22 protein-coding genes and 1 tRNA gene are annotated in these 23,469 nt (G+C 51.9%); 12 read left to right on the forward strand and 11 right to left on the reverse strand.

Annotated elements, in window-relative coordinates:
* Positions 1-127: 127 nt before the first annotated feature.
* From pdxH to anmK, 3 genes are all read right to left on the reverse strand, one after another.
* Entirely contained in the window at positions 128-811 is a 684-nt protein-coding gene (pdxH, locus tag A0G03_RS16290) for a pyridoxamine 5'-phosphate oxidase (protein WP_048259844.1), read from the reverse strand.
* A 107-nt stretch (positions 812-918) separates the two neighbouring features.
* Positions 919-1,236, reverse strand: coding sequence for an MliC family protein (locus tag A0G03_RS16295; protein ID WP_048259787.1), 318 nt, complete (start codon positions 1,234-1,236; stop codon positions 919-921).
* Positions 1,237-1,332: 96 nt separating this feature from the next.
* On the reverse strand, positions 1,333-2,445 hold the full coding sequence (gene anmK, locus A0G03_RS16300; RefSeq protein WP_048259786.1) for an anhydro-N-acetylmuramic acid kinase: 1,113 nt from the start codon (positions 2,443-2,445) through the stop codon (positions 1,333-1,335).
* 349 nt (positions 2,446-2,794) lie between these two features.
* Here anmK and A0G03_RS16305 point away from each other — a divergent pair, with 349 nt between their 5' ends.
* Entirely contained in the window at positions 2,795-3,262 is a 468-nt protein-coding gene (locus A0G03_RS16305; protein ID WP_005972534.1) for an outer membrane lipoprotein, read from the forward strand.
* Positions 3,263-3,394: 132 nt separating this feature from the next.
* Here the strand turns inward: A0G03_RS16305 and slyA are convergent, their stop codons facing one another.
* Positions 3,395-3,832, reverse strand: coding sequence for a transcriptional regulator SlyA (slyA, locus tag A0G03_RS16310; protein WP_010276609.1), 438 nt, complete (start codon positions 3,830-3,832; stop codon positions 3,395-3,397).
* A gap of 230 nt (positions 3,833-4,062) precedes the next feature.
* Positions 4,063-4,302, reverse strand: a complete 240-nt coding sequence (locus A0G03_RS16315) for a DUF1289 domain-containing protein (RefSeq protein WP_072062016.1) — start codon at positions 4,300-4,302, stop codon at positions 4,063-4,065.
* A gap of 288 nt (positions 4,303-4,590) precedes the next feature.
* On the opposite strand from A0G03_RS16315, the gene gloA reads away from it, so the two are divergent.
* Positions 4,591-4,998 (forward strand): lactoylglutathione lyase, encoded by a 408-nt coding sequence (gloA, locus tag A0G03_RS16320; RefSeq protein WP_048259785.1) that lies wholly within the window; start codon positions 4,591-4,593, stop codon positions 4,996-4,998.
* A gap of 149 nt (positions 4,999-5,147) precedes the next feature.
* Positions 5,148-5,819 carry a ribonuclease T gene (gene rnt / locus A0G03_RS16325; RefSeq protein WP_048259784.1) on the forward strand — a complete coding sequence of 224 codons (672 nt, stop codon included), beginning with the start codon at positions 5,148-5,150 and terminating at the stop codon, positions 5,817-5,819.
* A 111-nt stretch (positions 5,820-5,930) separates the two neighbouring features.
* Here rnt and A0G03_RS16330 read toward each other — a convergent pair whose 3' ends face one another.
* Complete coding sequence (locus tag A0G03_RS16330; protein ID WP_005972539.1) at positions 5,931-6,281, reverse strand: Grx4 family monothiol glutaredoxin; 351 nt, start codon at positions 6,279-6,281, stop codon at positions 5,931-5,933.
* A gap of 340 nt (positions 6,282-6,621) precedes the next feature.
* On the opposite strand from A0G03_RS16330, the gene A0G03_RS16335 reads away from it, so the two are divergent.
* Entirely contained in the window at positions 6,622-7,473 is an 852-nt protein-coding gene (locus tag A0G03_RS16335; RefSeq protein WP_048259783.1) for a C40 family peptidase, read from the forward strand.
* 90 nt (positions 7,474-7,563) lie between these two features.
* Here A0G03_RS16335 and cydH read toward each other — a convergent pair whose 3' ends face one another.
* The gene (gene cydH / locus A0G03_RS16340) at positions 7,564-7,653 is read right to left on the reverse strand and encodes a cytochrome bd-I oxidase subunit CydH (RefSeq protein ID WP_014915740.1); all 90 of its coding nucleotides are present in this window, start codon (positions 7,651-7,653) and stop codon (positions 7,564-7,566) included.
* Positions 7,654-8,043: 390 nt separating this feature from the next.
* Here cydH and purR point away from each other — a divergent pair, with 390 nt between their 5' ends.
* Both purR and cfa read left to right on the forward strand, forming a co-directional pair.
* Positions 8,044-9,069: an HTH-type transcriptional repressor PurR gene (purR, locus tag A0G03_RS16345; protein WP_048259782.1), complete on the forward strand. Its 1,026-nt coding sequence runs from the start codon at positions 8,044-8,046 to the stop codon at positions 9,067-9,069.
* Between the two features lie 306 nt (positions 9,070-9,375).
* Positions 9,376-10,527, forward strand: coding sequence for a cyclopropane fatty acyl phospholipid synthase (gene cfa / locus A0G03_RS16350; RefSeq protein WP_048259781.1), 1,152 nt, complete (start codon positions 9,376-9,378; stop codon positions 10,525-10,527).
* A gap of 60 nt (positions 10,528-10,587) precedes the next feature.
* Here the strand turns inward: cfa and A0G03_RS16355 are convergent, their stop codons facing one another.
* Positions 10,588-11,223 carry a riboflavin synthase gene (locus A0G03_RS16355; protein WP_048259780.1) on the reverse strand — a complete coding sequence of 212 codons (636 nt, stop codon included), beginning with the start codon at positions 11,221-11,223 and terminating at the stop codon, positions 10,588-10,590.
* Between the two features lie 248 nt (positions 11,224-11,471).
* On the opposite strand from A0G03_RS16355, the gene A0G03_RS16360 reads away from it, so the two are divergent.
* The 6 genes from A0G03_RS16360 to A0G03_RS16390 all read left to right on the forward strand — a co-directional run bounded on the left by A0G03_RS16360 (position 11,472) and on the right by A0G03_RS16390 (position 18,174).
* Positions 11,472-12,845 (forward strand): MATE family efflux transporter, encoded by a 1,374-nt coding sequence (locus tag A0G03_RS16360; RefSeq protein ID WP_048259779.1) that lies wholly within the window; start codon positions 11,472-11,474, stop codon positions 12,843-12,845.
* Positions 12,846-13,344: 499 nt separating this feature from the next.
* Positions 13,345-13,421, forward strand: a tRNA-Val gene (locus A0G03_RS16370).
* 308 nt (positions 13,422-13,729) lie between these two features.
* Positions 13,730-15,283, forward strand: coding sequence for an L-lactate permease (locus tag A0G03_RS16375; protein ID WP_048259778.1), 1,554 nt, complete (start codon positions 13,730-13,732; stop codon positions 15,281-15,283).
* A 45-nt stretch (positions 15,284-15,328) separates the two neighbouring features.
* The gene (locus A0G03_RS16380) at positions 15,329-16,048 is read left to right on the forward strand and encodes a (Fe-S)-binding protein (protein ID WP_048259777.1); all 720 of its coding nucleotides are present in this window, start codon (positions 15,329-15,331) and stop codon (positions 16,046-16,048) included.
* 9 nt (positions 16,049-16,057) lie between these two features.
* The gene (locus A0G03_RS16385) at positions 16,058-17,479 is read left to right on the forward strand and encodes a LutB/LldF family L-lactate oxidation iron-sulfur protein (protein WP_048259776.1); all 1,422 of its coding nucleotides are present in this window, start codon (positions 16,058-16,060) and stop codon (positions 17,477-17,479) included.
* On the forward strand, positions 17,479-18,174 hold the full coding sequence (locus A0G03_RS16390; RefSeq protein WP_048259775.1) for a LutC/YkgG family protein: 696 nt from the start codon (positions 17,479-17,481) through the stop codon (positions 18,172-18,174). Before A0G03_RS16385 ends, A0G03_RS16390 begins: the two co-directional genes overlap by 1 nt.
* 51 nt (positions 18,175-18,225) lie before the next feature.
* On the opposite strand, the gene uca is transcribed toward A0G03_RS16390, so the two are convergent.
* The 3 genes from uca to A0G03_RS16405 form a co-directional block, all read right to left on the reverse strand.
* Positions 18,226-21,828 (reverse strand): urea carboxylase, encoded by a 3,603-nt coding sequence (gene uca / locus A0G03_RS16395; protein WP_048259774.1) that lies wholly within the window; start codon positions 21,826-21,828, stop codon positions 18,226-18,228.
* Between the two features lie 242 nt (positions 21,829-22,070).
* A complete protein-coding gene (locus A0G03_RS16400) occupies positions 22,071-22,706 on the reverse strand; it encodes an urea amidolyase associated protein UAAP2 (RefSeq protein ID WP_048259773.1) in 636 nt (211 codons plus the stop codon).
* Between the two features lie 11 nt (positions 22,707-22,717).
* A complete protein-coding gene (locus A0G03_RS16405; protein ID WP_048259772.1) occupies positions 22,718-23,464 on the reverse strand; it encodes an urea amidolyase associated protein UAAP1 in 747 nt (248 codons plus the stop codon).
* Positions 23,465-23,469: the final 5 nt, after the last annotated feature.

Below are 23,469 nucleotides of genomic sequence, written 5' to 3' on the forward strand. Positions count from 1 at the left end.
CTGCTGCATTACCTTACGCAACAAGCCATGAATGCCGAATCGCCACGCAATGCCCAGTCAACGCGAAACCTCATAGGATAAAGTGCTGATGATAGGAGCGCCAGCGTTTAACACGGATATTTCGCGATTAAGGCGCTAAACGATCAATCTGCCAGCCCTCTTCCTGTCGCTGGTAAAAAAATCGGTCATGTAAGCGGTGTTCACCGCCCTGCCAGAACTCAACAGAATCGATAACGACGCGGAAACCGCCCCAGAAGCTCGGCAAAGGCACCTCGCCGCTTTGGAATTTTTGCTTCAATTCCAAAAATTTGCTTTCCAGCACGCCGCGCGCGGAGATTCGGCTGGACTGTTTTGATACCCATGCGCCGATTTGACTGTCCTTCGGGCGACTGTGGAAATATTTCAACACCTCAAGCGTCGGCAGTTTCTCTACGCGCCCCAGCACCATCACCTGCCGTTCCAGCATATGCCAAGGGAACAGTAGACTGACGCGTGGATTATTTTCCAGATGATGCGCTTTGCGGCTGCCCATATTGGTATAAAACACCATGCCTTTCTCATCATAGTGTTTAAGCAGAACGATACGCTGATAAGGCTGCCCGTGCTCGTCAACGGTCGCGACAGACATCGCGGTAGGGTCGGCCAGCTTCGCTTCACAGGCTTGTTTCAGCCAGCGTTCGAACAAGTCCAGCGGGTTGCTGGGAAGATCGCCACGACGAAGCCCACCACGCGTGTATTCACGGCGGATGTCAGCGATATCGGCTGGTTGAATAAGAGGAGTACCGTCAGAGGGGGAACGTTCCTGAGTCATAATATCCTGCTGTCGCAATGTCGGGCCAGAAGCGGGGAAAAATCCCATTCTGCTCCCGTACCCGAAAAATCGCAATCAGCAGTAACGCCGCAACCGAGCGGCGTCAGTTACATCGGTGCCAGCACACAATCATCGACGATAACCCGTTCACCACGCTGGATAAATGCACGGTCGCCTTTACTCCAGAATGTGTAGGTATCATTGCTGTATCTGACACCAGAAGCGGACACCACCTGAGGCAGACTGAGACGTTCACCGTCCAGTAGGAAGCTCACCTGTGAAGGCGTTTCTCCCCCCTGTTGTAACGTGACGGTTAGCGGCATCGTGCCACATTGATAGTGCAGCGTTTCTACTGTCTGTTTATGACCAAAATAACTGCATCCGCTCAGCAGAATCAGCGCTGTCCCTGTCAGCAATCGTTTCATTTTTTCTCCTGTCATTCTTGTCAATGGCGGCAACTGACGCTGCCGCTCATGCAAGTTTAACAAGAGGATAACAATGAACCTCTCGGCAAAATCTGATTAATTCACGTTAACTGGATAAATCGCACCTAGCACCGTTTCCTGACTCGCCCCTGTGACAGACGGCAGATTACCCGGCAATCCTGATAGCGTACGCGACGCCAGCCAGGCAAACGCTAGCGCCTCCATATCATCACCACTCACACCACATTCATCCGTCGTGCTGACTTCAATGCCCGGCAGCAAGGCCGAAAGACGTGCCATGATGAGTGGATTACGCGCTCCGCCTCCACAAACTAATAAACGCTCACATCCACCAACTAGCAGCACTTGTTCGGCAATGCTTATAGCCGTTAACTCAGCCAGCGTTGCCTGAACATCCTGCGGCACTATCGGCGGCAATCCAGCCAGCATTCTTTCGAGCCAGCCGAGGTTGAAATATTCACGTCCAGTGCTTTTGGGCGCTCGCAGCGCAAAGTAAGGATCGGTCAACATCCGGCGCAACAGTAATGGATTCACCTGTCCACTCATCGCCCACACGGCGTCTTTATCATACGGCTGTGCACAGTTCCGCCAGATCCAGGCGTCCAGCAGCATATTCCCAGGCCCGGTATCGTAACCACGCACAGGTGCTCCCGGTACCAGCAGCGACAGATTAGCGATTCCCCCAATGTTAAGCACAATACGACGCTCAACAGGATCCATCAGCAGCGCGTGGTGGAAGGATGGCACAAGCGGAGCACCTTGCCCGCCATAGGCCAAATCGCGGCGTCGAAAATCTCCTACGGTCGTGATGCCAGTTAAGGCAGCAACGCGGTTATTATCACCTATCTGCAACGTACAAGGTGCATCGCCTGTAGGCTCATGCCAGACCGTCTGCCCGTGGCAGCCAATCGCAGTAATATCCTGCGCCCCCAGACCCGTCTCTTTAAGCAGTGTCAGCACCGCTTCGGCAAACAAGATTCCCAGACGCGTATCCAACTGCCCCAGCGCTGACAGCGTCACCGCCTGCCCCTGACACATTCCCAGGATAGCCATTTTGATATCCTGCGGTATCGGGTGACAGTAGCTAGCCTGTTGAGCCACGGTATGTTCGTCAATCGCGGCTAGCACGACATCCACACCATCAAGACTGGTGCCGGACATCACGCCAATATATCTGCCTGATCTCATTATGTAGTCTTTGCCTCTATGGGATAAAAAGAGAACATCGATAAAAAACGTTATGTCGAAAGTAAAAGTAGCACGTTAACACGCTGAATTATTAAATTTTTTGTGTTTTTGCCACACGGGTTAGGTTTTAACCAAAAGTGGGTTTTTGATAATATTTGCTACAAAAAAAGCCCTTTCTCATGTTATTTCCCTCTCTGTTTATACGCAATTTAAGCGCACTATTATATTCTGAAAAAAAGAGTAAAAAGAGTGGCATGCTACACTGAGCCAGACCATAATTTATTGGTATAACACTGCGTCGGCCGAGGCTGAGCCAGCCCGACATATTCGCTATTAAGGAGTTTTTATTATGATGAAGCGTTTGCTTGTGGTTACCCTTGCTGGTATCACGCTGGCTGGTTGTGCTAATACCAGTACGCTTTCCGGTGATGTGTACAGCGCATCTGAAGCTAAACAAGTGCAGACCGTGACTTACGGCACCATCGTTTCTATGCGTCCGGTTCAGATTCAGGCAGGAGAAGATTCTAACGTTATCGGCGCGCTGGGCGGTGCTGTGCTGGGTGGTTTCTTGGGTAACACTATCGGCGGCGGGTCTGGTCGTAGTCTGGCGACAGCGGCGGGCGCCGTAGCGGGTGGTGTCGCGGGTCAAAGCGCAACGGGTGCGTTGAACCGTACACAGGGCGTAGAACTGGAGATCCGTCGTGATGACGGCAGTACCATTATGGTGGTACAGAAACAGGGCGATACGAAATTCAGCGCCGGACAACGCGTTGCTATGGCCAGCAATGGCCGCAGTATCACCGTTTCTCCACGCTAATTGTTGTGTGACGGTCGCCGCTATCAGCAGCGACCGTCACAACGAATAATCAACTCCCGGAATAAATAACCAATAACGGGTATCGGTAATCTTGCCGGGATTTAATTCTCCCTCTGCGTAACCCAAATTTAGCTACGCTTGATTTTCATGTAACGCCAATATATTTTTCTCAAGACGCGAAACTAGCAGCGCTAATTCATCAACCTGCTCCGGCGTAATACCAAATAATACTTCACTACGTGTATGACTAATTACACCATTGACTGCCTGTATTATCGGCTCTGCTGATTCAGTCAGCATAATACGTTTTGCCCGGCGATCGTGCGCGCAAACGTGACGAGTGATTAACCCTTTCTCCTCAAGCTGATCCAGTGTTCGGACCAATGAGGGCTGCTCAATACCTATTGCTTTGGCTAGTTGAATCTGCGACTGGCCAGGGGGTAAATGGTATATGTTATGCAACGTAACCCAATGCGTCTGGGTCAGTTCAAGTGGTTTTAATCGATGATCGACCAGCGCACGCCACACGCGCACCAGACGAGCTAAATCAGATCCTAATGGCAATTCCATCACCTCTCCTTATTGTTAGCACACTAAGTTATATCCCTGGATTGCAATCAACTCTGATTTATAAGAATAAAAAAACGATTTTATTATCGTAAAAAATAGAACCCTAACGCAGTGGATTCTATCAAATAAAAGTCTTTTAAAAATGATCTTAGGCTTATTTTATTCAATCGAACGCTCCTGCGTTGCTTAAACAAAATTTCACGTAAATAGATCATCTAAAACAGGATGGCTTAAAACAACGATGGCTGATGGGACTCTGCTGACGCATCGGCTTTCTCTGAACGCTGTAACCGTTTCATTCTCTGCCGACACAAACGCAGCACATCCTGTTTCTGCGCATCACTCATTTGGCCCCAACTAAAGCGCTCATTGCGATTGCGAAAGCAACCACGACAATACCCGCCTTCATCCGTCTGACAAATACCACGGCATGGATTAGGGACAACAAAGAGTTCAAGTTGCTCTGGCACAACACCTCCTGCTACAACTCTATTTATTGAAGCCCTGTTCTTTACTGCTGGCAAGCCCAAACGGACAGTCACAATGAAAATAATTAGGTAACCATTGTAATAACTGATGATTTTTTTACACACAAGGTCGGCTAAAACTGACCCAATGCGCTAATTAGCCCTCCTGATAGTACGTTTTAACACAAACCTAACCGCAGTGTCGCATTTTTAGCATCATCCCAACGGCTTGGACTCAGCAGAGCCACAACGTTATACTTCCCTTTTGTTGCACTTTTTAACGAGGGCACTATGCGTTTACTTCATACCATGCTGCGTGTTGGCGACTTACAACGTTCTATTGATTTCTATACCCAAATTCTGGGAATGCGTGTACTGCGCACCAGCGAGAATACCGAGTACAAATACACGCTGGCTTTCGTCGGTTATACCGAAGAGAGCGAGGGTTCGGTTATCGAGCTGACCTACAACTGGGGCGTCGACAGCTACGATCTGGGCAATGCCTATGGTCATATCGCGTTGGGCGTTGACGATGTTGCCGCAACCTGTGAGCGTATCCGTAAGGCGGGTGGCAATGTGACGCGTGAAGCCGGTCCGGTCAAAGGCGGCACGACCGTTATCGCATTCATCGAAGATCCAGATGGTTATAAAATCGAATTGATCGAAAATGCCCACGCTGGTAACGGCATCGGCCACTAAGATCCTGCGCAATACAGGTGCTACATCGGCACCTGTTCTTCTCTCTTCCTCTACAATCTCCGACGTTTGAAACGGCAACGGGCATGCTGCATCTCCAGTCAAAATTTGCAATAATGCGCGCTGCGTTTTGCTAACAATTTAAGAGACAAATGGCTGATAAAAGTGATCTGAACGCCCTGAGCGGCCGTTTTCGTGGGTTTTACCCGGTAGTGATTGATGTTGAAACCGCCGGATTCAATGCGAAAACCGATGCCTTGCTGGAAGTCGCGGCGGTAACATTAAAAATGGATCAAGACGGTTGGTTGCAGCCAGATGAAACACTACATTTTCATGTTGAGCCATTTGAAGGCGCAATTCTGGAACCTGCTGCACTGGCATTTAACGGCATTGACCCCACCAACCCGCTTCGCGGCGCGGTAAGCGAATACGACGCGCTGCATGAAATTTTCAAAGTCGTGCGTAAAGGGATCAAAGATCAGGGCTGTAACCGCGCGATTATCGTGGCGCATAATGCCACGTTCGATCACAGCTTTATGGCAGCGGCAGCGGAGCGTTGTAGCCTGAAACGTAATCCGTTCCACCCTTTCGCCACCTTCGATACCGCAGCGCTCAGCGGGCTGGTTTTAGGTCAAACGGTTCTTGCTAAAGCCTGTATTACCGCGGGTATTGCGTTTGACTCCAGCCAGGCACACTCCGCGCTGTATGACACAAATCAGACCGCATTATTGTTCTGTGAGCTGGTTAATCGCTGGAAACGTCTGGGCGGATGGCCGCTTGCGTTGGAAGAAGATTCGCTGGAAGACGCATCAGCCGAAGACTGAGTCGGCGGGAAAGACTAAGATCAAAAAACGGGTGCCATAAGGCACCCGCTGGAAAACTTTACTCTAGCAACATAACAACATTACGCGTCGCGATTATGCTTGATAAGAGACTTACTCTTGATCGGCCTGCTGCGCTTTGTATTTGTCTGCCGTTTCTTTGATCAGCTGTTGCAATTCACCGCGCTGAAACATTTCAACCACGATATCACAGCCGCCAACTAATTCGCCGTCAACCCACAGCTGCGGGAATGTCGGCCAGTTTGCGTATTTCGGCAACTCAGCACGAATATCTGGGTTCTGTAAAATATCTACATAAGCAAAACGTTCGCCACATGAAGACAATGCCTGAACGGTCTGTGCGGAAAAACCGCAGCTTGGTAATTTCGGGGAGCCTTTCATGTACAGCAGAATCGGGTTTTCAGCAATTTGGCGCTGAATTTTTTCAATTGTCGGTGTCGTCATCTTCTTGCTTCCTTAAACCTATAGGATGGCTAACGTCCAAAACGCTAGCCATGAGCCGCCGTCAGAAGTATTGCGACAGCGACATTGACTCAATGATATTGTACCGATGCCACTAGCTACAAAAAAACGCCATTTTTTGTAGGGTTATTTTTCTCGTCGCTTTGCGTCGCTGATGAAATCAACGCCAAAAAATGCTGATAAATCAATCGAAAAAACAACTATTAACGTTTTTTCACTATTCTGTATGAATAAAGCGACCGTGCCTACTTTTTTATGACGCCGTTTTCAGGAATACTGTGAGGATTGAGCGAGTTAAGGATTATGTTCGGTCACTTTTATTATGCGCTTATTTATTACTCTTTTTATATTATTTTTCAGTAATCTATCCCTGAACGTCGTTCAGGCTGCGCCGCATACCCCGCATTCGGCACCGAAGAAAAACGTCGTTGAAGAAACGAATAAGAAAAGCCGTCAAACAAAGAGTAATGCTAAATCACCGACGCCGATCAAAAGCAAAAAACCCGAACCTACCGCAGTCAGCACTAAAACCAAACCCCGTAGCGCTAACAAATCGACAGAAAAAAAACCGTCACGGACACAAAGCAGCACGCCCGCGCTAGTAAAGAAAAACCTTAAAAAACTGAAACCTGAAGACGAGAAGCAGACAACTGCACAGGCCAGAGTTAAAACCGGGTTAAAGAAAACCGCACTCAAAGAGAAGGTGGATAAAAACCCGTCTCCCACCGAAAAAGGAATGGCGCTGAGCGCGGCGCATAAAAAACGCTATCAGCATGCCAAAACGACCGCCATGAATAAATTGATGAGCCAAATAGGTAAACCGTACCATTGGGGCGGCTCATCTCCCTTTACCGGATTCGACTGTAGCGGACTGGTTTATTACGCCTATAAAGACGTCGTCAAGATCCAAATCCCGCGTACCGCAAACGAAATGTATCACCTACGTGATGCCGCGCCGATTAAAAAGAGTGAACTAGAAAGTGGCGATTTGGTCTTCTTCCGCATCAATAATCGTGGCGCAGCCGATCACGTTGGGGTTTATCTGGGAGAAGGGAAATTTATCCAGTCGCCGCGTACGGGCTCAGATATTCGCATCAGCAAGCTGAGCGAAGATTATTGGCAGGAGCACTACGTTGGCGCGCGTCGCGTGGTCACGCCACAGACCATTCGTTAAGCAAATTATACCGGTTATACCCTAAATAATTCAGACACGTTTATGCACCACCAACGTGTCTGAATACCAACCAGCGCAGAAGCCGATCGGTTAGTTCAGCACCGCAATAAAGCTAAACGCGATGATCACAGCTAACGAGCCAACGGTTGTCAGTAAAGACATCTTCAGATCTGTATCCATAAACCACTCCTTATTAGCGAACAAGTTTCATCTGAAACTTCATCTAAAAAAAGACACCACCATGTGCAGCAGAACCCGCTTAGACGGTTAAAGCTACAAATAATAGGGTTATTACGATTCTTTCATAATTCTAGCGAAAAATCTCGGACGAATGCATCACTAATAGTATAAATTAGCCCTTTCACTTTCATGATAAATCGGACACAATCCGCTGTTTATGAAAGCGCTGCGTATCAGTCGAAAAACGTCAACCCAGACCCCTTCGGTATAACATTCGGCATTCTCCTTCTGAAATCCTGTTTTTTAGCTTAGAAGAAGAACTTTAAACGTAGGCAAACGATTAACAATATACTTACGTCTGTAACAGGTAAGTTCAGGAGTCATTTTTAGATGGCAACGATTAAAGATGTGGCAAAACGTGCTGGCGTTTCCACCACAACCGTATCGCACGTGATCAATAAAACACGTTTCGTCGCCGAAGAGACTAAGGCAGCCGTCAGGGCGGCAATCAAAGAATTGCACTATTCGCCCAGCGCCGTCGCTCGCAGCCTCAAAGTTAATCACACTAAATCTATTGGTTTGTTGGCCACATCCAGCGAAGCCCCCTACTTTGCCGAGATCATTGAAGCAGTCGAAAACAGCTGTTATGCCAAAGGTTACACGCTGGTGCTGTGTAATTCTCATAACGACATTGGCAAACAGCGCGCTTATCTTTCCATGTTGGCGCAAAAGCGCGTCGACGGCCTGTTGGTGATGTGCGCCGAATACCCGCCGGAGCTATTGGGCATGCTGGAAGATTATCGCAGCATTCCAATGGTCGTCATGGACTGGGGACAGATGCACAGCGATTTTACCGATACGATTATCGATAACGCCTTTGAAGGTGGTTATATGGCGGGTCGCTACCTGATTGAACGCGGTCATCGAGATATCGGCGCGATCCCCGGCATTCAAGAGCGCAACACCGGCAGCGGGCGCTACCTCGGCTTTTTAAAAGCATTGAAGGAAGCCGACATCGCCGTGCGCGACGAATGGGTTGTTCAGGGCGATTTCGAACCGGAATCCGGCTATAAAGCCATGCATCAGATTCTCGCGCAGAAACAGCGACCTACGGCCGTATTCTGTGGTGGCGATATTATGGCGATGGGTGCCATCTGTGCAGCCGACGAACTGGGCCTGCGCGTGCCACAGGATATTTCGGTGATCGGTTATGACAACGTGCGCCATGCGCGCTTCTTTACGCCAGCGCTGACCACCATCCATCAACCGAAAGAACGCCTGGGCCAATCCGCGTTTTCTATGCTGCTGGATCGTATTACCAGTAAGCGAGAAGATGCGCACGTCATTGAAGTACACCCGACGCTGATTGAACGTCGCTCGGTTGCCGATGGTCCATTCCGCGATTATCGCCGTTAATCTCGACGACCAATACAGACGGTTTTTCTATTCCTGCCCGCTTTCCCTCTCTGCTTGCTCCAGCCAATTTTCTTGTATATTGGCTGGAGCAACTCTAAACTGAACCCTGCGTTTCAGTTTCACTGATAAAACCAAAATAGCGATAGCCGCACGTCAGTAAGCAGGTCCGTGCTTTTGCCAATGAGATCCTGTTTACGTGCAAATTTCTTCTTCATTTTTCTCTGGTGACAGCCGATACGTCGGTTGCAGTAAGTGCTGTCCAGGTGTTTTACGATACTTTTATACGTGAAAAGTTAAGGAGACATGATGGGATTACCTTATGCAGAAAAATGGGATCACGATACCGCGCCTTGGTTCCACATAATGCAAGACACGTTAGCCGCTGCGGATATCGCGATCAACGGTACTCGCCCCTTTGATATCCACGTTACCCATCCCCGCTTTTTTAAACGTGTCTTGCGAGAAGGTTCGTTGGGATTAGGTGAAAGCTATATGGACGGATGGTGGGAGTGCGAACGGCTGGATATGTTCTTCCATCGTGTCCTGCGTGCAGGGCTAGAAAATACACTACCTCGCCGCTTGCACGATCTTACTCGAGTCGCCATTTCCCGCGTCACCAATTTGCAGTCCCGCAGACGTGCTCAGGTTGTCGGCAAAGCACATTACGATTTAGGTAATGATCTCTTTACCCTAATGCTCGATCCCTACATGCAATATTCCTGCGCTTATTGGAAACAGGCGCACACGTTGGAACAAGCGCAGGAAGACAAACTCACCATGATTTGCGAAAAACTCCAGCTAAGATCAGGCATGACGCTGCTGGATATCGGCTGCGGCTGGGGCGGGCTTGCTGAGTTCGCCGCGCGTCGCTACGGTGTCTCCGTTTACGGCATCACCATCTCCAGAGAGCAACAGCGTCTGGCGCAACAGCGCTGTCAGGATCTTGGCGTCACCATTGCGCGACAAGACTACCGCGATCTGAACCAGCAATTCGATAGGATCGTCTCTGTCGGTATGTTTGAACACGTCGGCCCGCGCAACTATGGCGCTTACTTTCGCATGGCAAAACGCAGTCTTAAGCCCGATGGACTGTTCCTGCTGCACACTATCGGCGCCAATAAGACCAACCCGCACATTGATCCCTGGATTCATAAATACATCTTCCCCAACGGCTGTATTCCCTCTATACAACACATCGCGCAGGCAAGTGAGCCTTACATGGTAATGGAAGACTGGCACAACTTCGGTACCGATTACGATCGCACATTACTGGCATGGCATACACGCTTTCAACAAGGGTGGCCCCAGCTTTCCACACGCTACACCGCCCGTTTTCGTCGGATGTTTAGCTACTATCTGAACGCGTGCGCAGGGGCGTTCAGAGCCAGAGAGCTTCAGCTCTGGCAGATCGTATTCAGTATCAATGGAATTGACGGTGGATTACGCGTTTCGCGCTGAGAGATAAAAGAGAAAACCGGATGATATTCATCCGGTTTACAAAAAGATGCAGCGCGGGGATTACTCTTCGCTGACGAGGTCGTTCGCCTGCTTGCTGGCTAACACGCGTTCTACGGTATCGACCACGGCCTGCGTTTGCGGGTCGATTTCAATATTGATGCGATTGCCCAAGCGCTTCTGACCCAGCGTTGTACGGTTCAGCGTTTCTGGAATTAAATGCACGCAGAAACGTCCGCGTGTCACTTCTCCCACCGTCAGACTGATGCCATCAATCCCGACAAAGCCTTTATGCAGCACGTATTTCATCAGCGCTTCATCTGCCAGGCGGAACCAAATCTGATGATTATTTTCTGAAACCTGAATCTTGACCACTTCCGCCGTACACATGATGTGGCCCGACATGACGTGGCCGCCGATCTCATCGCCAAATTTAGCGGCTCGCTCAATATTCACGACATCACCTTCATGAATATCGCCCAGATTCGTTAGCCGTAGCGTTTCTTTCATAAGATCAAAACTGACGCGATCGCCATCAACGGCAGTTACCGTCAGACAGCAGCCGTTGTGCGCCACTGAGGCACCGAGCGTAAGCCCTGGCAGCAGATCAGGGGGGAGTTGAATAACGTGCGTGCGAAAGTTGGATTTTTCTTCAATCGACACCACAGGTGCAGTGCCCTGAACAATACCGGTAAACATGCGGTTTGCCTCTTAAAAACAAAGAAATGACTGTATGCAGTGTGCCCGATATTCCGCGGAAAACCAAACCAGAATACGGAGCGTCAAACGCTATCGAAACCGCAGCGTAACAAAAAGAATATATTCTCTTTCATGCTGGTTTACTTTTATTAAGTCGTTACAATAACGCTCTCATTTTATTCTTGACGTTTTTCATATCCAGATTATTCATCCCGCTAGCAAAATTAAGTCATTCAAGGAAGGTATCCGTGCAACAGTATCTGACAGAAGCGCGTAAATTATCGGCGCTTGCTGTTCCTGTCATTATTGCGCAAGTGTCCCAAACGTCGATGGGTGTGGTTGACACCATCATGGCCGGTGCTTATAGCGCCACCGATATGGCCGCCGTCGCAGTGGGAACCTCTATCTGGCTACCCGCCATTCTTTTTGGTCACGGTCTGCTATTAGCGTTAACACCGGTTGTCGCACAGCTCAACGGTTCCGGCCGTCGCGATCGTATTTCTCATCAGGTGCGACAATCTTTCTTTCTGGCCGCCATTATTTCTGTGCTGACGATGCTGGTGCTGTATCAGGGGGAATACGCGATTAATCTGATGAGCGACGATTCACCTGAACTGGCCGCAAAAGCCATCGGCTATCTCCATGCGTTGCTGTGGGGCGTTCCCGGCTATCTGTTCTATCAGGTGTTACGCTGTCAGTGTGAAGGGCTATCCAAAACCTATCCCGGCATGATGATTGGATTCATCGGGCTGTTAATCAACATCCCGATTAACTATATCTTTATTCACGGTAAATTTGGCATGCCCGAACTAGGCGGCGTCGGCTGTGGCGTGGCTACCGCATCGGTTTACTGGATCATGATGCTGTTGATGATGCTCTACACTCGACGTGCTTCCTGGCTACGCGATATCCGCCTCCACTGTCCCGCATTCCGCCCAGATGTTGCCGTGCTGAAACGTCTGTTTGGCCTAGGCTTACCGATTGCGCTGGCACTGCTTTTTGAAGTCACGCTGTTTGCCGTGGTGGCACTGTTGGTATTACCGCTCGGTGTCGTCGATGTGGCCGGTCACCAGATTGCCCTGAACTTCAGCTCTCTCATGTTCGTTCTCCCGCTCTCGGTTGGCGTCGCCACGACTATTCGCGTCGGGCACCGATTAGGGGAAGGTTCGGTTGAAAACGCCCGCATTGCGGCGCACACCGGTATCATGGCTGGTGTAGCGTTAGCCGGTTGCACAGCCATTTTTACCACGTTGCTGCGTGAGCCTATCGCCCTACTCTACAATCAGGATCCGTTGGTGGTTGCAATGGCTTCTCAGCTCATGCTGTTGGCTGCCGTTTATCAAATCTCTGATGCCGTTCAGGCGATCGGCAGTGGCGTACTGCGAGGCTATAAAGACACCCGCGCGATTTTCTATATTACGTTCACCGCGTATTGGGTGTTAGGGTTACCGAGCGGCTACCTCCTCGCGTTGACGGATGTTATCGTGCCACGCATGGGGCCTGCGGGTTTCTGGTGTGGTTTCATCATTGGTCTGACAGCGGCAGCAGTCATGATGGTGACGCGAATTCGTTTTCTTCAGCGCCAGCCTGCCGCACGAATCTTAGCGCGGGCAGCACGTTAGATAACGTTTCACTCTGTTTTCTACCCTAAATAATTCGAGTTGCGTGACAAAACGTTAGCGTTTTGAACAACGCAAAGCGTTGGCCCTTTAGGGCAAGGCCCATTTATGAGCCTTGTAACGCGGCAACCGAGCGACAAATTCGTCGGGAACGAATTTGACCAGCCAACGGCTGGCCTTCGGTGAGAGACAGGAAGTCTCTCATTTCATCCCCAGGAGCTTACACAAGTAAGTGACTGGGTGACAAATCTGCCGGGAGCGGATTTGAACGCTGCTTGCAGCGGCCCTTTAGGGCGAGGCCCACGACGGGCCGAGTATTTAAGAGCAGCCAACGCACAAGCAGCTTGAAGTATGACGGGTATCGTCGAAAAAAACGGCGGAACGGATACAACCACAGCAATCGCGCTGGCAAGAGCACAAAATTGCATTTTTCCTCTTGCCAGTTTTCACCTTGCTCGCTACTATTCGCCTCGCTGTCAGACAGGCAGTTCGGTATCTAAATGCGTTCATAGCTCAGTTGGTTAGAGCACCACCTTGACATGGTGGGGGTCGTTGGTTCGAGTCCAATTGAACGCACCATTTCTTGTATTTTCTTCTCCACTGACTCCTTTTACATTGCCGTTCATCTTCCATCTTCCGCCATTTATGATGAAATAAACGTCGCTATTTTCGACGGTTTATCCGCACACCGGTTTCCCAATAGCCCCACTTAAGCAACTAAATTAACCATTAAGTAACTAATCTCACAACATTTTTGCACTTCTTTGTTTCATCTGACCCGATTCAGCTAAAATTATTTAATAACCACTCATTATATAAGTGTATATAGCACCACGTTGGTATTCCTTGTTTTTTACTTCTTAAAATCAGGATGTCAGGACACCGCTATGCACGATTATTTATATTTTTTGCTGGGTAGCTTCCCACTGCTGGTCATGATTGTTCTTATTCTCAAAATAAAAATGCCTATCCATCACGCGGTACTCATTACGTTGACGCTCACCGTAATTATCACCGCCCTATTTTGGCACACACCGCTAAGAACGCTGGGGTTAGCGGCAGGCTATGGCGCACTGAAAGGTTTATGGCCAATTATCATCGTTATTCTGGGGGCGATATACAGCTATAACCTGATGCAAAAAACACGCAGCATGGATGTGCTACGGGATGTTCTTGCCAGTATCAGCGATGATAAACGTATTCAGGTGTTGCTGATTTCATGGTGTTTTGGTGGTTTTCTCGAAGCGGCTGCGGGTTATGGCACCGCCGTTGCGATCCCCATCGGCATCCTTATCGCACTCGGCTTCAACCCGATGAAGGCAGCCATCGCATCACTGGTCGCCAATACCGTCCCTACCGCCTTTGGTGCCGTCGGTATTCCGGTTTCGATTTTGGCAGAACAGGTTCATCTTCCGGTCACTACATTAAGCGCCACGGTTGTACTGCAACTGGCGTTATTCAACATTCTCCTTCCCTTTGTCATCATCGCAATCATTGGCGGCGGTATTAAAGCCATTCGCGGTGTGTTCGCTATTACGCTGGTGTGTGGCGTAACTACGCTGGTGCCGCAGTATATTGTGGCCGTCCATCTCGGAGCCGAATTGCCCGCCTTCGCAGGCAGTTTAGTCAGCCTGATTGCGGTTACGTTAATGGCAAAATGCCGTAAGAAAGAAACCGACACCACCTACCTTATCGACAGCGCTCAGCGCGTGTCCCTATCAGGCTATTCCGGCAGTCAATTGCTACGCGCCTGTGCGATTTATATCCTGATTTTTACCTTTATTCTGCTTTGTTCTCCGCTGTTCCCCACCATCAAAGGCGCCGTCTCTCAGGTGGCGTCCGTCATTCCCTTCCACCTAACGGAGACACAGGTGCTGAAGTTGAAGATCGACTGGATTGCCACTCCGGGCGTCCTGATCATCATCGCCAGCTTGCTGGGCGGTTTTATACAGGGCGCGAATCTGGGGACCATGCTGCATGTCTTCGCCAGCACGGTAAAACAGCTCAGAAATTCGATTATCGCGATTACCGCCATCGTCGCTATGGCAACAGTAATGGATGTCAGCGGACTGATCGCCACATTGGCACAAACGATGGTGGACGTAACCGGAGGTGGCTACCTGTTTATTGCTCCCGTGATTGGGGCGTTAGGCACTTTCGTCACTGGCAGCGACACCAATTCCAACGTGCTATTTGGCAAGTTGCAAACTATGGCTGCGGAAAAGCTGCATGTTGATCCCGTCTGGCTGGCTGCGGCGAACACCGCTGGGGCCACTGGCGGCAAGATGATATCGCCACAAAGTATTGCGATCGCGGTGTCGGCAACACGCATGGAAGGACAAGGCAGCGCGATTATGTCCGGTACGCTGAAGTATTGCGGCGTCTACATCATCATTCTTGGGCTCAAGGTCGGCCTGGTGTACTACCTATTTATGGCCTGATATCACAATAAAAAATCCATCTACATTGAGTAATGGGAGTCTGTCGTGAATGTTAATTTTTTTGTTACCTGTATTGGTGACGCCCTTAAATCCCGTATGGCGCGTGATTCCGTACTGCTATTAGAGCAGTTGGGCTGCAACGTGCACTTTCCCGAAAAACAGTCATGTTGTGGGCAACCCGCCATCAACGGTGGTTATATCAACAGCGCCATTCCCGGTATGAAAAGCGTGATTGCCGCGCTGGAAGACAATGACGACCCGATCATTTCTCCCGCAGGTTCATGTATGAACGCCATCCGCCACTATCCCGAATATCTGGCCGATGAGCCCGAATGGGTGCTACGTGCCGAGCGTGTTGCCGAACGCATGAAAGATCTGACCTCGTTCATCGTCAATACGCTGGGCGTGACGGACGTCGGCGCACGTTTGTCGGGGACGGCGGTTTATCACCCCTCCTGTAGCCTGTTTCGCAAATTGGGCGTGCGCGAAGAACCCATCGCGCTGCTCAGCCACGTTCAGGATTTACACTTACTGCCGTTTAAGGCAGAAGAAACCTGTTGCGGCTTCGGCGGCACGTTTTCGGTGAAGATGGCAGAAATTTCCGGCGAAATGGTGAAAGAAAAAGTCAGCCATATGATGGAGGTCAAACCCGACTATCTGATTGGCGCCGATGTCAGTTGCCTGCTCAATATCGGTGGCCGAATGCAGCGTGAAGGCCACCCTGTCAAAGTGATGCACATCGCCGAAGTTCTGATGAGCCGCTAAGGAGAGAATATGAGCCTAAAAACCAGCGATGTTAAATTCAAGGATCGTATTCAAACCCAGATTCACGATCCCATCATGCGTAAGGCGGTTGCCAACGCGCAGGAACGTATCGGCGCAAACCGTCAGAAAATGGTCGATGAGTTAGGCCATTGGGAAGCGTGGCGCGATCATGCCGCCCAGATTCGCGAGCATGTACTTAACAATCTCGATGCTTACCTTTACCAGCTATCAGAAAAAGTGACGTCCAACGGCGGACAGGTCTATTTCGCCAAAACCAAGGAGGATGCCACCCGTTACATTCTTCAGGTTGCTCAGGCTAACCATGCCAAAAAAGTCGTCAAAGCGAAATCGATGGTCACCGAAGAAATCGGCATGAACCACGTCCTCCAGCAGGCGGGGATTGAGGTTATCGAAACCGATCTGGGCGAATATATTCTGCAACTGGATCAAGACCCGCCTTCGCATGTCGTGGTTCCCGCTATCCACAAAGATCGCTACCAGATCCGCAAGGTACTGCACGAAAAGCTGGGCTATGACGGACCAGAAACCCCAGAAGCCATGACGCTGTTCATTCGTCAGAAGATACGTCAGGATTTTCTCAGTGCGGAAGTCGGCGTCACCGGCTGTAACTTCGCCGTGGCGGAAACTGGTTCGGTCTGTCTGGTCACCAACGAAGGCAATGCGCGAATGTGTACCACGTTGCCAAAAACGCATATTGCGGTGATGGGGATGGAGCGGATTGCGCCGACCTTTGAGGAAGTGGACGTCTTGATCACCATGCTGGCGCGTAGCGCAGTCGGTGCACGCCTAACGGGTTATAACACCTGGCTGACAGGGCCACGGGAAGCGGGACACGTTGATGGGCCGCAGGAGTTTCATCTGGTGATTGTCGATAACGGTCGTTCACAGATTCTTGGCTCCGCGTTCCGCGATATTCTGCGCTGTATCCGCTGTGGTGCCTGCATCAACACCTGTCCTGCCTATCGTCATATTGGTGGACACGGTTATGGCTCTATTTATCCTGGTCCGATCGGTGCCGTCATTTCCCCCTTGCTGGGCGGCTATCGGGATTTCAAAGAATTGCCCTATGCATGTTCACTCTGCACCGCCTGCGATACCGTGTGTCCAGTCCGTATTCCTTTATCATCGCTGATTCTTAAACACCGGCGCGTCATGGCGGAAAAAGGAATAACACCAAAAGCAGAACAGCGCTTCACGAAACTCTTCAGCTACGTCAACAGTCACCCGATGCTGTGGAAGGTCGGAATGATCGCCGGCGCCCATGCCGCAGGCTGGTTTATTAAAAACGGAAAAACACGCATTGAGATGGGTGCTATAGGTGAATGGACGGAAGCGCGCGATCTGCCAGATGCAGACGGCGAAAGCTTCCGCAGCTGGTTTAAGAAACATCAGGCAAGAGGAAAAAAATAATGGAAAACCGAGACAGTTTTCTGGCCGATATTGCCCGCCAGCTCGGACGCAAGGTGCGCCACATTCCCGCTCCGTTGCCAAGGCCTGCCAGCCATCATGCTCGTACTCGATTAACCGATCTGAGCGTACAGCAGCGTTGTGATGCGTTTATCGATGTCGCGACTAACGTCATGCTAGCGCACTGCGAAATCGTCAGCGAAGCCGACGCAGCACAGGCCGCGCTGCACTTGTGCGATAAATACGGACATGCACCCGTGATCATCAGCGACGATCGGCGTTTAGAGGCATTAGGGATCACCGCATGCTTGCAGCGTGAATGTCAGGCCACCGTATGGGATCCGAGTGTGGGAGAAGAGAACCTGCGGCTGGCGGAACAAGCCAAAGTCGGCGTAGTCTACGCGGAGTATGGCCTAACAGAATCTGGCGGCGTGGTGCTATTTTCCGCACCACAACGAGGACGCGCCGTCAGCCTGTTGCCGGAATCTTCTCTCTTTGTACTGAGAAAAAGCACACTGTTACCCCGTATCGCGCAGTTGGCGCAGCACCTACATCACATGGCGCAACAAGGCGAGCGAATGCCATCGTGCATTAATATTATTGGTGGCCCAAGCTCCACCGCCGATATTGAACTGATCAAAGTGGTCGGCGTGCACGGGCCGATCAACGCAGCCTATCTGATCGTTGAGGACTGTTAACACTCGGGCAGGCGGCCTCATTTCGCCGCCTGCAAAGATCCGGTGCAAGACTTATCCCTGAGACTCAATCACCACCACGCACTGTCCTGCGCGAACGGACGCTCCAGGCTGGCAGCGAATCTCTCGAACCCTGCCGCGCTGCGGCGATAGAATCGGGATCTCCATTTTCATGGATTCGAGGATCATCAGCGTTTCCCCTTCAGCTACCGTCTTACCGACCTCCGTCGCCACCTGCCAGAGGTTGCCGGAAATCGGGCTTTCCACGCCGACCTGCCCCGGCTGAATCGGCATTTCGCTCGTTTCCTCAATCACCACGTCCACGCTATCCGTCACCGATTGACCGGCAATACGCCAGCGCTCACGTTCCGCCTCAAACGCTGCCCGCTGGCGCACGCGGAATGTATCGATGTCTTCCGCTTCCCGCGACAGGAAATCCTGATAGGCACTTAACGCCAATTCGCTTTGCTCGATCCGCAGCGGATAGCGCCCTAGCGGGAAGTCCCGTCGGATGGATAACAATTCATCGGCCGACACCGGATAGAAACGAATTTGGTCGAAGAAACGCAGCAGCCACGGTTTACCGTCAAAGGCGTCAACGTCGCGATAACGATCCCACATTTGCAGCGTGCGTCCGACAAACTGGTAGCCGCCCGGCCCTTCCATGCCATAAACGCACAGGTAAGCGCCGCCAATCCCCACCGAGTTTTCCGCCGTCCAGGTGCGCGCCGGGTTATATTTGGTGGTGACTAAACGGTGACGCGGATCCAGCGGCGTTGCCACCGGTGCGCCGAGGTAAACATCACCCAGCCCCATCACCAGATAGCTGGCCTCAAACACCGTTCGATAAACCTCATCGAGATTATCCAGTTCGTTAATCCGGCGGATAAATTCAAGGTTGCTTGGACACCAAGGCGCATCGCTGCGTACCGTGGTCATGTATTTCTGAATCGCCAGTTGGCAGGCAGGATCGTCCCAGGACAGCGGCAGATAAACCACCCGCGATGGCACCGTCAGATTTTGCTGGGTGCAAACGGCCAACCATAACGAGGAAAGCACCTCCAGCAAAGGCGACAACGCCAGCGTTTCAGGACGATAATGCACCTGCAACGAGCGAATACCCGGCGTGATATCAATGATGCCATCGAGCGTTTTTTGTTCCAGTGCCAGCATCAGCGCATGAACGCGAAAACGCAGCGCTACGTCCAGCTCCGCCGCCCCCACTTCCAGCAGTAAATGCGTATCGCCAGACAGCCTTGCAACCAGCCGCTTATCCGCGTCACCAATATCCAGCACCACTGGAGAAATGAGCGCGGCAGGCGACCAGTCGATGTTGATCGGCACAAGCTGTTCGACCTCCGCATGACGCGCTAATGCCAGTGAATGCGCCGTGGCAAGATCGACGGGAATAAAGCGCACACGATCGCCAGCATTAAGCTGCCCCAGCGCCCACAGGTCGGCTTCGATCACCGTCACCGGACAGACGAAACCGCCCAGACTCGGGCCATCCGGCCCCAGAATAACCGGCATATCGCCGGTGAAATCCACCGCACCGATAGCATACGGATTGTCGTGAATGTTCGACGGATGCAGCCCCGCCTCTCCGCCGCTGTCGCGAACCCATTCCGGTTTCGGCCCAATCAAGCGCACGCCTGTGCGGCTGGAGTTAAAATGCACTTCCCACTCGGTGGTGAGAAAAGTGTCCATATAGGCAGGCGTAAAATAGTCGGGGGCGGCATGCGGGCCGTAAATCACGCGCAGTTCACGTACCGCAGACAAGGTCGTGCGTAACGCATCCGGCAGGCTGTCGCCGACACGTTTGTCCGCCAGCGGAGCAAGGTGCAAGACATCTCCCGCCCGTAGCGCACGCCCGGCATGGCCACCAAACTGCCCCAGCGTGAACGTGCTTTTACTGCCAAGGTAATCTGGCACCTCGATTCCACCACGCAGGCAGAGATAGCTGCGCACGCCCTGTTCCTGCATTGCCCCTAAACGCAACGTGGCACCGGTCGGTATTGCAAATACGCGATCCATCGGGACGGGCTGACCGTCCATCTCAATAGCAATCGCCGCCCCCGTAACAACCGCCACGGCATCCGTGTTAAAGCGCAATGTCGGCCCGTTCATCGTGATCTCCAGCGCGGCCGTTCCCGCCGGATTTCCCACGAGTCGATTCCCTAAACGCAGCGCGCGATCGTCCATCGGACCCGACGGTGGCACGCCGACCGACCAGTATCCGAGACGTCCGGGATAATCCTGTACGGTGGTTTGCGTACCCGCACTCACCACTTCGCAGGTTGTCGCCTTATAAGACAATTTATCTAGGCAGCGCGTCCACGGCTGGCCGCTGGCAAACGGTTCTGCCACCAGAATCTGACGTAAATAGTCACGATTGTGCTCAACGCCGTAGAGTCGCGTCTCTGCCAGCGCGCGATCCAACCCGGCCATCGCCTGCTCACGGGTTGGCGCACAGGCTATGATCTTAGCCAGCATCGGATCGAAGAACGGGGGGATATCGCATCCTGCCGTCACCCAGGTATCGATGCGCAGACTGTGTCCTTCTGACGCGGGGAATTCGACTTCCGTCAATAATCCCGGTGATGGCTGGAACTGTTTGCCCGGATCTTCGGCATACAAACGCGCCTGAATCGCATGACCACGCGGATTCAGTTGGGCTGCCAGTTCACGCAACGGCGGCAGATCCCCTGCGGCCAGTTCAATCATCCAACGCACCAGATCCACACCCCAGACCTGCTCCGTTACGCCGTGCTCGACCTGTAAGCGCGTATTGACTTCAAGAAAATAAAAACGATCGGTCGCACTGTCATAGACGAACTCCACCGTCCCCGCACTGCGGTAATTCACCGCCTGCGCCAGACAGATTGCCGCAGAACACAGCGCGTCAGCGACGCCGTCCGGCAGATTGGGCGCAGGCGTTTCTTCAATGACTTTCTGGTTACGACGCTGTACCGAGCAGTCCCGAACGCCCAGCGCCAGCACGTCGCCCTGACCATCACCAAAAATCTGTACCTCCAGATGCCGGGCACGTTCGATATATTTTTCGATGAAAACGCCCGCGTCGCTGAAATTGTTCTGTCCGAGGCGTTTTACCGTTTCAAACACCTCGGACAGTTCCATGGCGCTATAGCAGACGCGCATCCCAATCCCGCCCCCACCAGCCGTGCTTTTGAGCATGACCGGGTAGCCAATCTTTGCCGCCGCGCACAGAGCGGCATCAATATTTTCCAGCAGCTCAGTGCCTTCCAGCAGCGGAACGTGGTATTTTTTCGCCAGCGCCCGTGCGGTATGTTTTAAACCGAACACACGCAACTGCTGCGGTGTCGGTCCAACAAAAGCAATTTGTGCCGCTTCACAGGCTTCGGCAAACGCCGCATTCTCAGACAGAAAGCCATATCCCGGATGGATGGCCTGCGCACCACTGCGCTGCGCCGCCGATAAAATTTTCGCGACATCCAGATAGGTATGCGCCGCCGCGCCCTCTCCAAGGCTAATAGCTTCATCGGCGTCCTGAATATGCAGGCTACTGATATCGGCATCAGAATAGACCGCGACGCCACAGACGTTCATCTCGCGCAGCGAACGCAGAATACGGCACGCAATCGCACCACGGTTAGCAATCAGAAGTGTATCGAACATACGCTAGACTCATGCAAGGGCAGGTCGTCCCGCCGAAATGCGATCCGCATGATGGTCGTCCATCGCGGTAACGGTCAAAGGATGTAGAAGCGTGCTACCACACCGAAATCATCAGTTTTTGTCCGACGGAGAACGGCTCGTTGACGGCAGAGAATACCGGTTCGCTCTCGCTTCCAATGCACTCACTAGCCACTCTTTCACACGCTGCCATCGCGTGTGTTTTTCACGGTCTCGATCCGGCGTCATTTCCATACCAGCACCTCCGCAGGTGTCGGGTTCCAGCCATTACACGGGTTGTTAAGCTGCGGACAGTTGGAAATCAGCACGACGACGTCCGTTTCGGCGCGTAGCTCCACGTATTTCCCCGGCGCGGAAATACCGTCCTCGAAGGTCAGCCCACCTTCCGCCGTTACCGGCACGTTCATAAAGAAGTTAATGTTCGCGCCAATATCTTGCTTGTTCAGACGACCATCGTGCAGGCAGGCACAGAGAAAGTTGTCACGGCAGCTGTGCATGTAGCGTCGGTCAAGCGCATAGCGCACCGTGTTACTCTCTTGCGCACAGGCACCGCCCAACGTGTCATGTCGACCGCAGGTGTCGGCGACAATCGTCAACAACGGATTGCCAAGGTTGGAATACAGCACGCTACCGGTCGTCAGGTAGACGTTATTCTGACGGCGCAGCGTTCGCTGTGGATCGTAGCGTTCACGTGGGTTATCAACGCGATAGAACAACGTATCCACCGCCTGATTGCCTTCTAAATCCAATAGTCGCAGCGTCTGTCCTTGCTTGACTTCAAACAGATAGGGTTCCCCGGCGGGGATGACATGGCGGAAGACCGCGTCGTCGGCTATTTTATTGCTGGCAATTAACGTCATATCCGGCCTCTTTACAGGTAACCGCGTTCGGTATTGTGAAACGCGCGTGCATTTTCCTCACGGAACTCACGGCAGTATTTGGCGACATCCTCGTCTTCTGCTCGGCTCCAGGTGAGTGCAATTGGACGCGGCGCATACGTCGGGTTGGGATCCATCGGATGTTGCAAGGCCGTCAGCACGACCAGCGTGTCCATCGGCACATACAGCTCGATGTAGTCACCCGCCTGAGAATGACTGGCGTGAAAGTGAAACTGCCCTTGTGTATCCACCGTGACTTTGCTGAACAGGTTGATCGTCATCAGCAGATCTTGCAGATTGAGGTTCCATTTCCCCATTTCGACCAACAGGTTATCCATCCCGTTACGGAAAAAACCGTTGCGTAGTTCCTGATAGCGTCCCTGCCCGTATTTCTCATGCACCTCCTGTGCGTTGAGCACGCCGCCCATGCTGTCGTGCCAGCCGCAGGTGTCGGTAACGATCGCCGCCAGTACCCGTCCCATATCGGAGTAAAGGCAGTGCCCAACCGTTAATTTGGCGGTGTGTTGCCCTTTCAGAGTGTCCGGCAGGTTTAACCGTTCGCTGGTCTGGTGCGCGTTAAACAACAGCAAGCCCACATTGCCGCCGCCTTCCACATCGGTGATCCGCAGAATCTGTCCGCGCTTTAGGATGAAGGAGGTATGGCCTCCGCCCGGCACCGTTTCTTCATCAAACGTTGACCGGCCTGTCGATGTATTTTTCGATGTCTGTATCTCTGTCATCACAG

Source organism: Pectobacterium peruviense, from assembly GCF_002847345.1.
GTDB lineage: Bacteria > Pseudomonadota > Gammaproteobacteria > Enterobacterales > Enterobacteriaceae > Pectobacterium > Pectobacterium peruviense.

Coding starts and splice junctions, on each gene's coding strand:
- pdxH (WP_048259844.1), bottom strand. CDS start 811: ATGACTCAGGAACGTTCCCCCTCTGACGGTACTCCTCTTATTCAACCA.
- A0G03_RS16295 (WP_048259787.1), bottom strand. CDS start 1,236: ATGAAACGATTGCTGACAGGGACAGCGCTGATTCTGCTGAGCGGATGC.
- anmK (WP_048259786.1), bottom strand. CDS start 2,445: ATGAGATCAGGCAGATATATTGGCGTGATGTCCGGCACCAGTCTTGAT.
- A0G03_RS16305 (WP_005972534.1), top strand. CDS start 2,795: ATGATGAAGCGTTTGCTTGTGGTTACCCTTGCTGGTATCACGCTGGCT.
- slyA (WP_010276609.1), bottom strand. CDS start 3,832: ATGGAATTGCCATTAGGATCTGATTTAGCTCGTCTGGTGCGCGTGTGG.
- gloA (WP_048259785.1), top strand. CDS start 4,591: ATGCGTTTACTTCATACCATGCTGCGTGTTGGCGACTTACAACGTTCT.
- rnt (WP_048259784.1), top strand. CDS start 5,148: ATGGCTGATAAAAGTGATCTGAACGCCCTGAGCGGCCGTTTTCGTGGG.
- A0G03_RS16330 (WP_005972539.1), bottom strand. CDS start 6,281: ATGACGACACCGACAATTGAAAAAATTCAGCGCCAAATTGCTGAAAAC.
- A0G03_RS16335 (WP_048259783.1), top strand. CDS start 6,622: ATGCGCTTATTTATTACTCTTTTTATATTATTTTTCAGTAATCTATCC.
- cydH (WP_014915740.1), bottom strand. CDS start 7,653: ATGGATACAGATCTGAAGATGTCTTTACTGACAACCGTTGGCTCGTTA.
- purR (WP_048259782.1), top strand. CDS start 8,044: ATGGCAACGATTAAAGATGTGGCAAAACGTGCTGGCGTTTCCACCACA.
- cfa (WP_048259781.1), top strand. CDS start 9,376: ATGGGATTACCTTATGCAGAAAAATGGGATCACGATACCGCGCCTTGG.
- A0G03_RS16355 (WP_048259780.1), bottom strand. CDS start 11,223: ATGTTTACCGGTATTGTTCAGGGCACTGCACCTGTGGTGTCGATTGAA.
- A0G03_RS16375 (WP_048259778.1), top strand. CDS start 13,730: ATGCACGATTATTTATATTTTTTGCTGGGTAGCTTCCCACTGCTGGTC.
- A0G03_RS16385 (WP_048259776.1), top strand. CDS start 16,058: ATGAGCCTAAAAACCAGCGATGTTAAATTCAAGGATCGTATTCAAACC.
- A0G03_RS16390 (WP_048259775.1), top strand. CDS start 17,479: ATGGAAAACCGAGACAGTTTTCTGGCCGATATTGCCCGCCAGCTCGGA.
- uca (WP_048259774.1), bottom strand. CDS start 21,828: ATGTTCGATACACTTCTGATTGCTAACCGTGGTGCGATTGCGTGCCGT.
- A0G03_RS16400 (WP_048259773.1), bottom strand. CDS start 22,706: ATGACGTTAATTGCCAGCAATAAAATAGCCGACGACGCGGTCTTCCGC.
- A0G03_RS16405 (WP_048259772.1), bottom strand. CDS start 23,464: ATGACAGAGATACAGACATCGAAAAATACATCGACAGGCCGGTCAACG.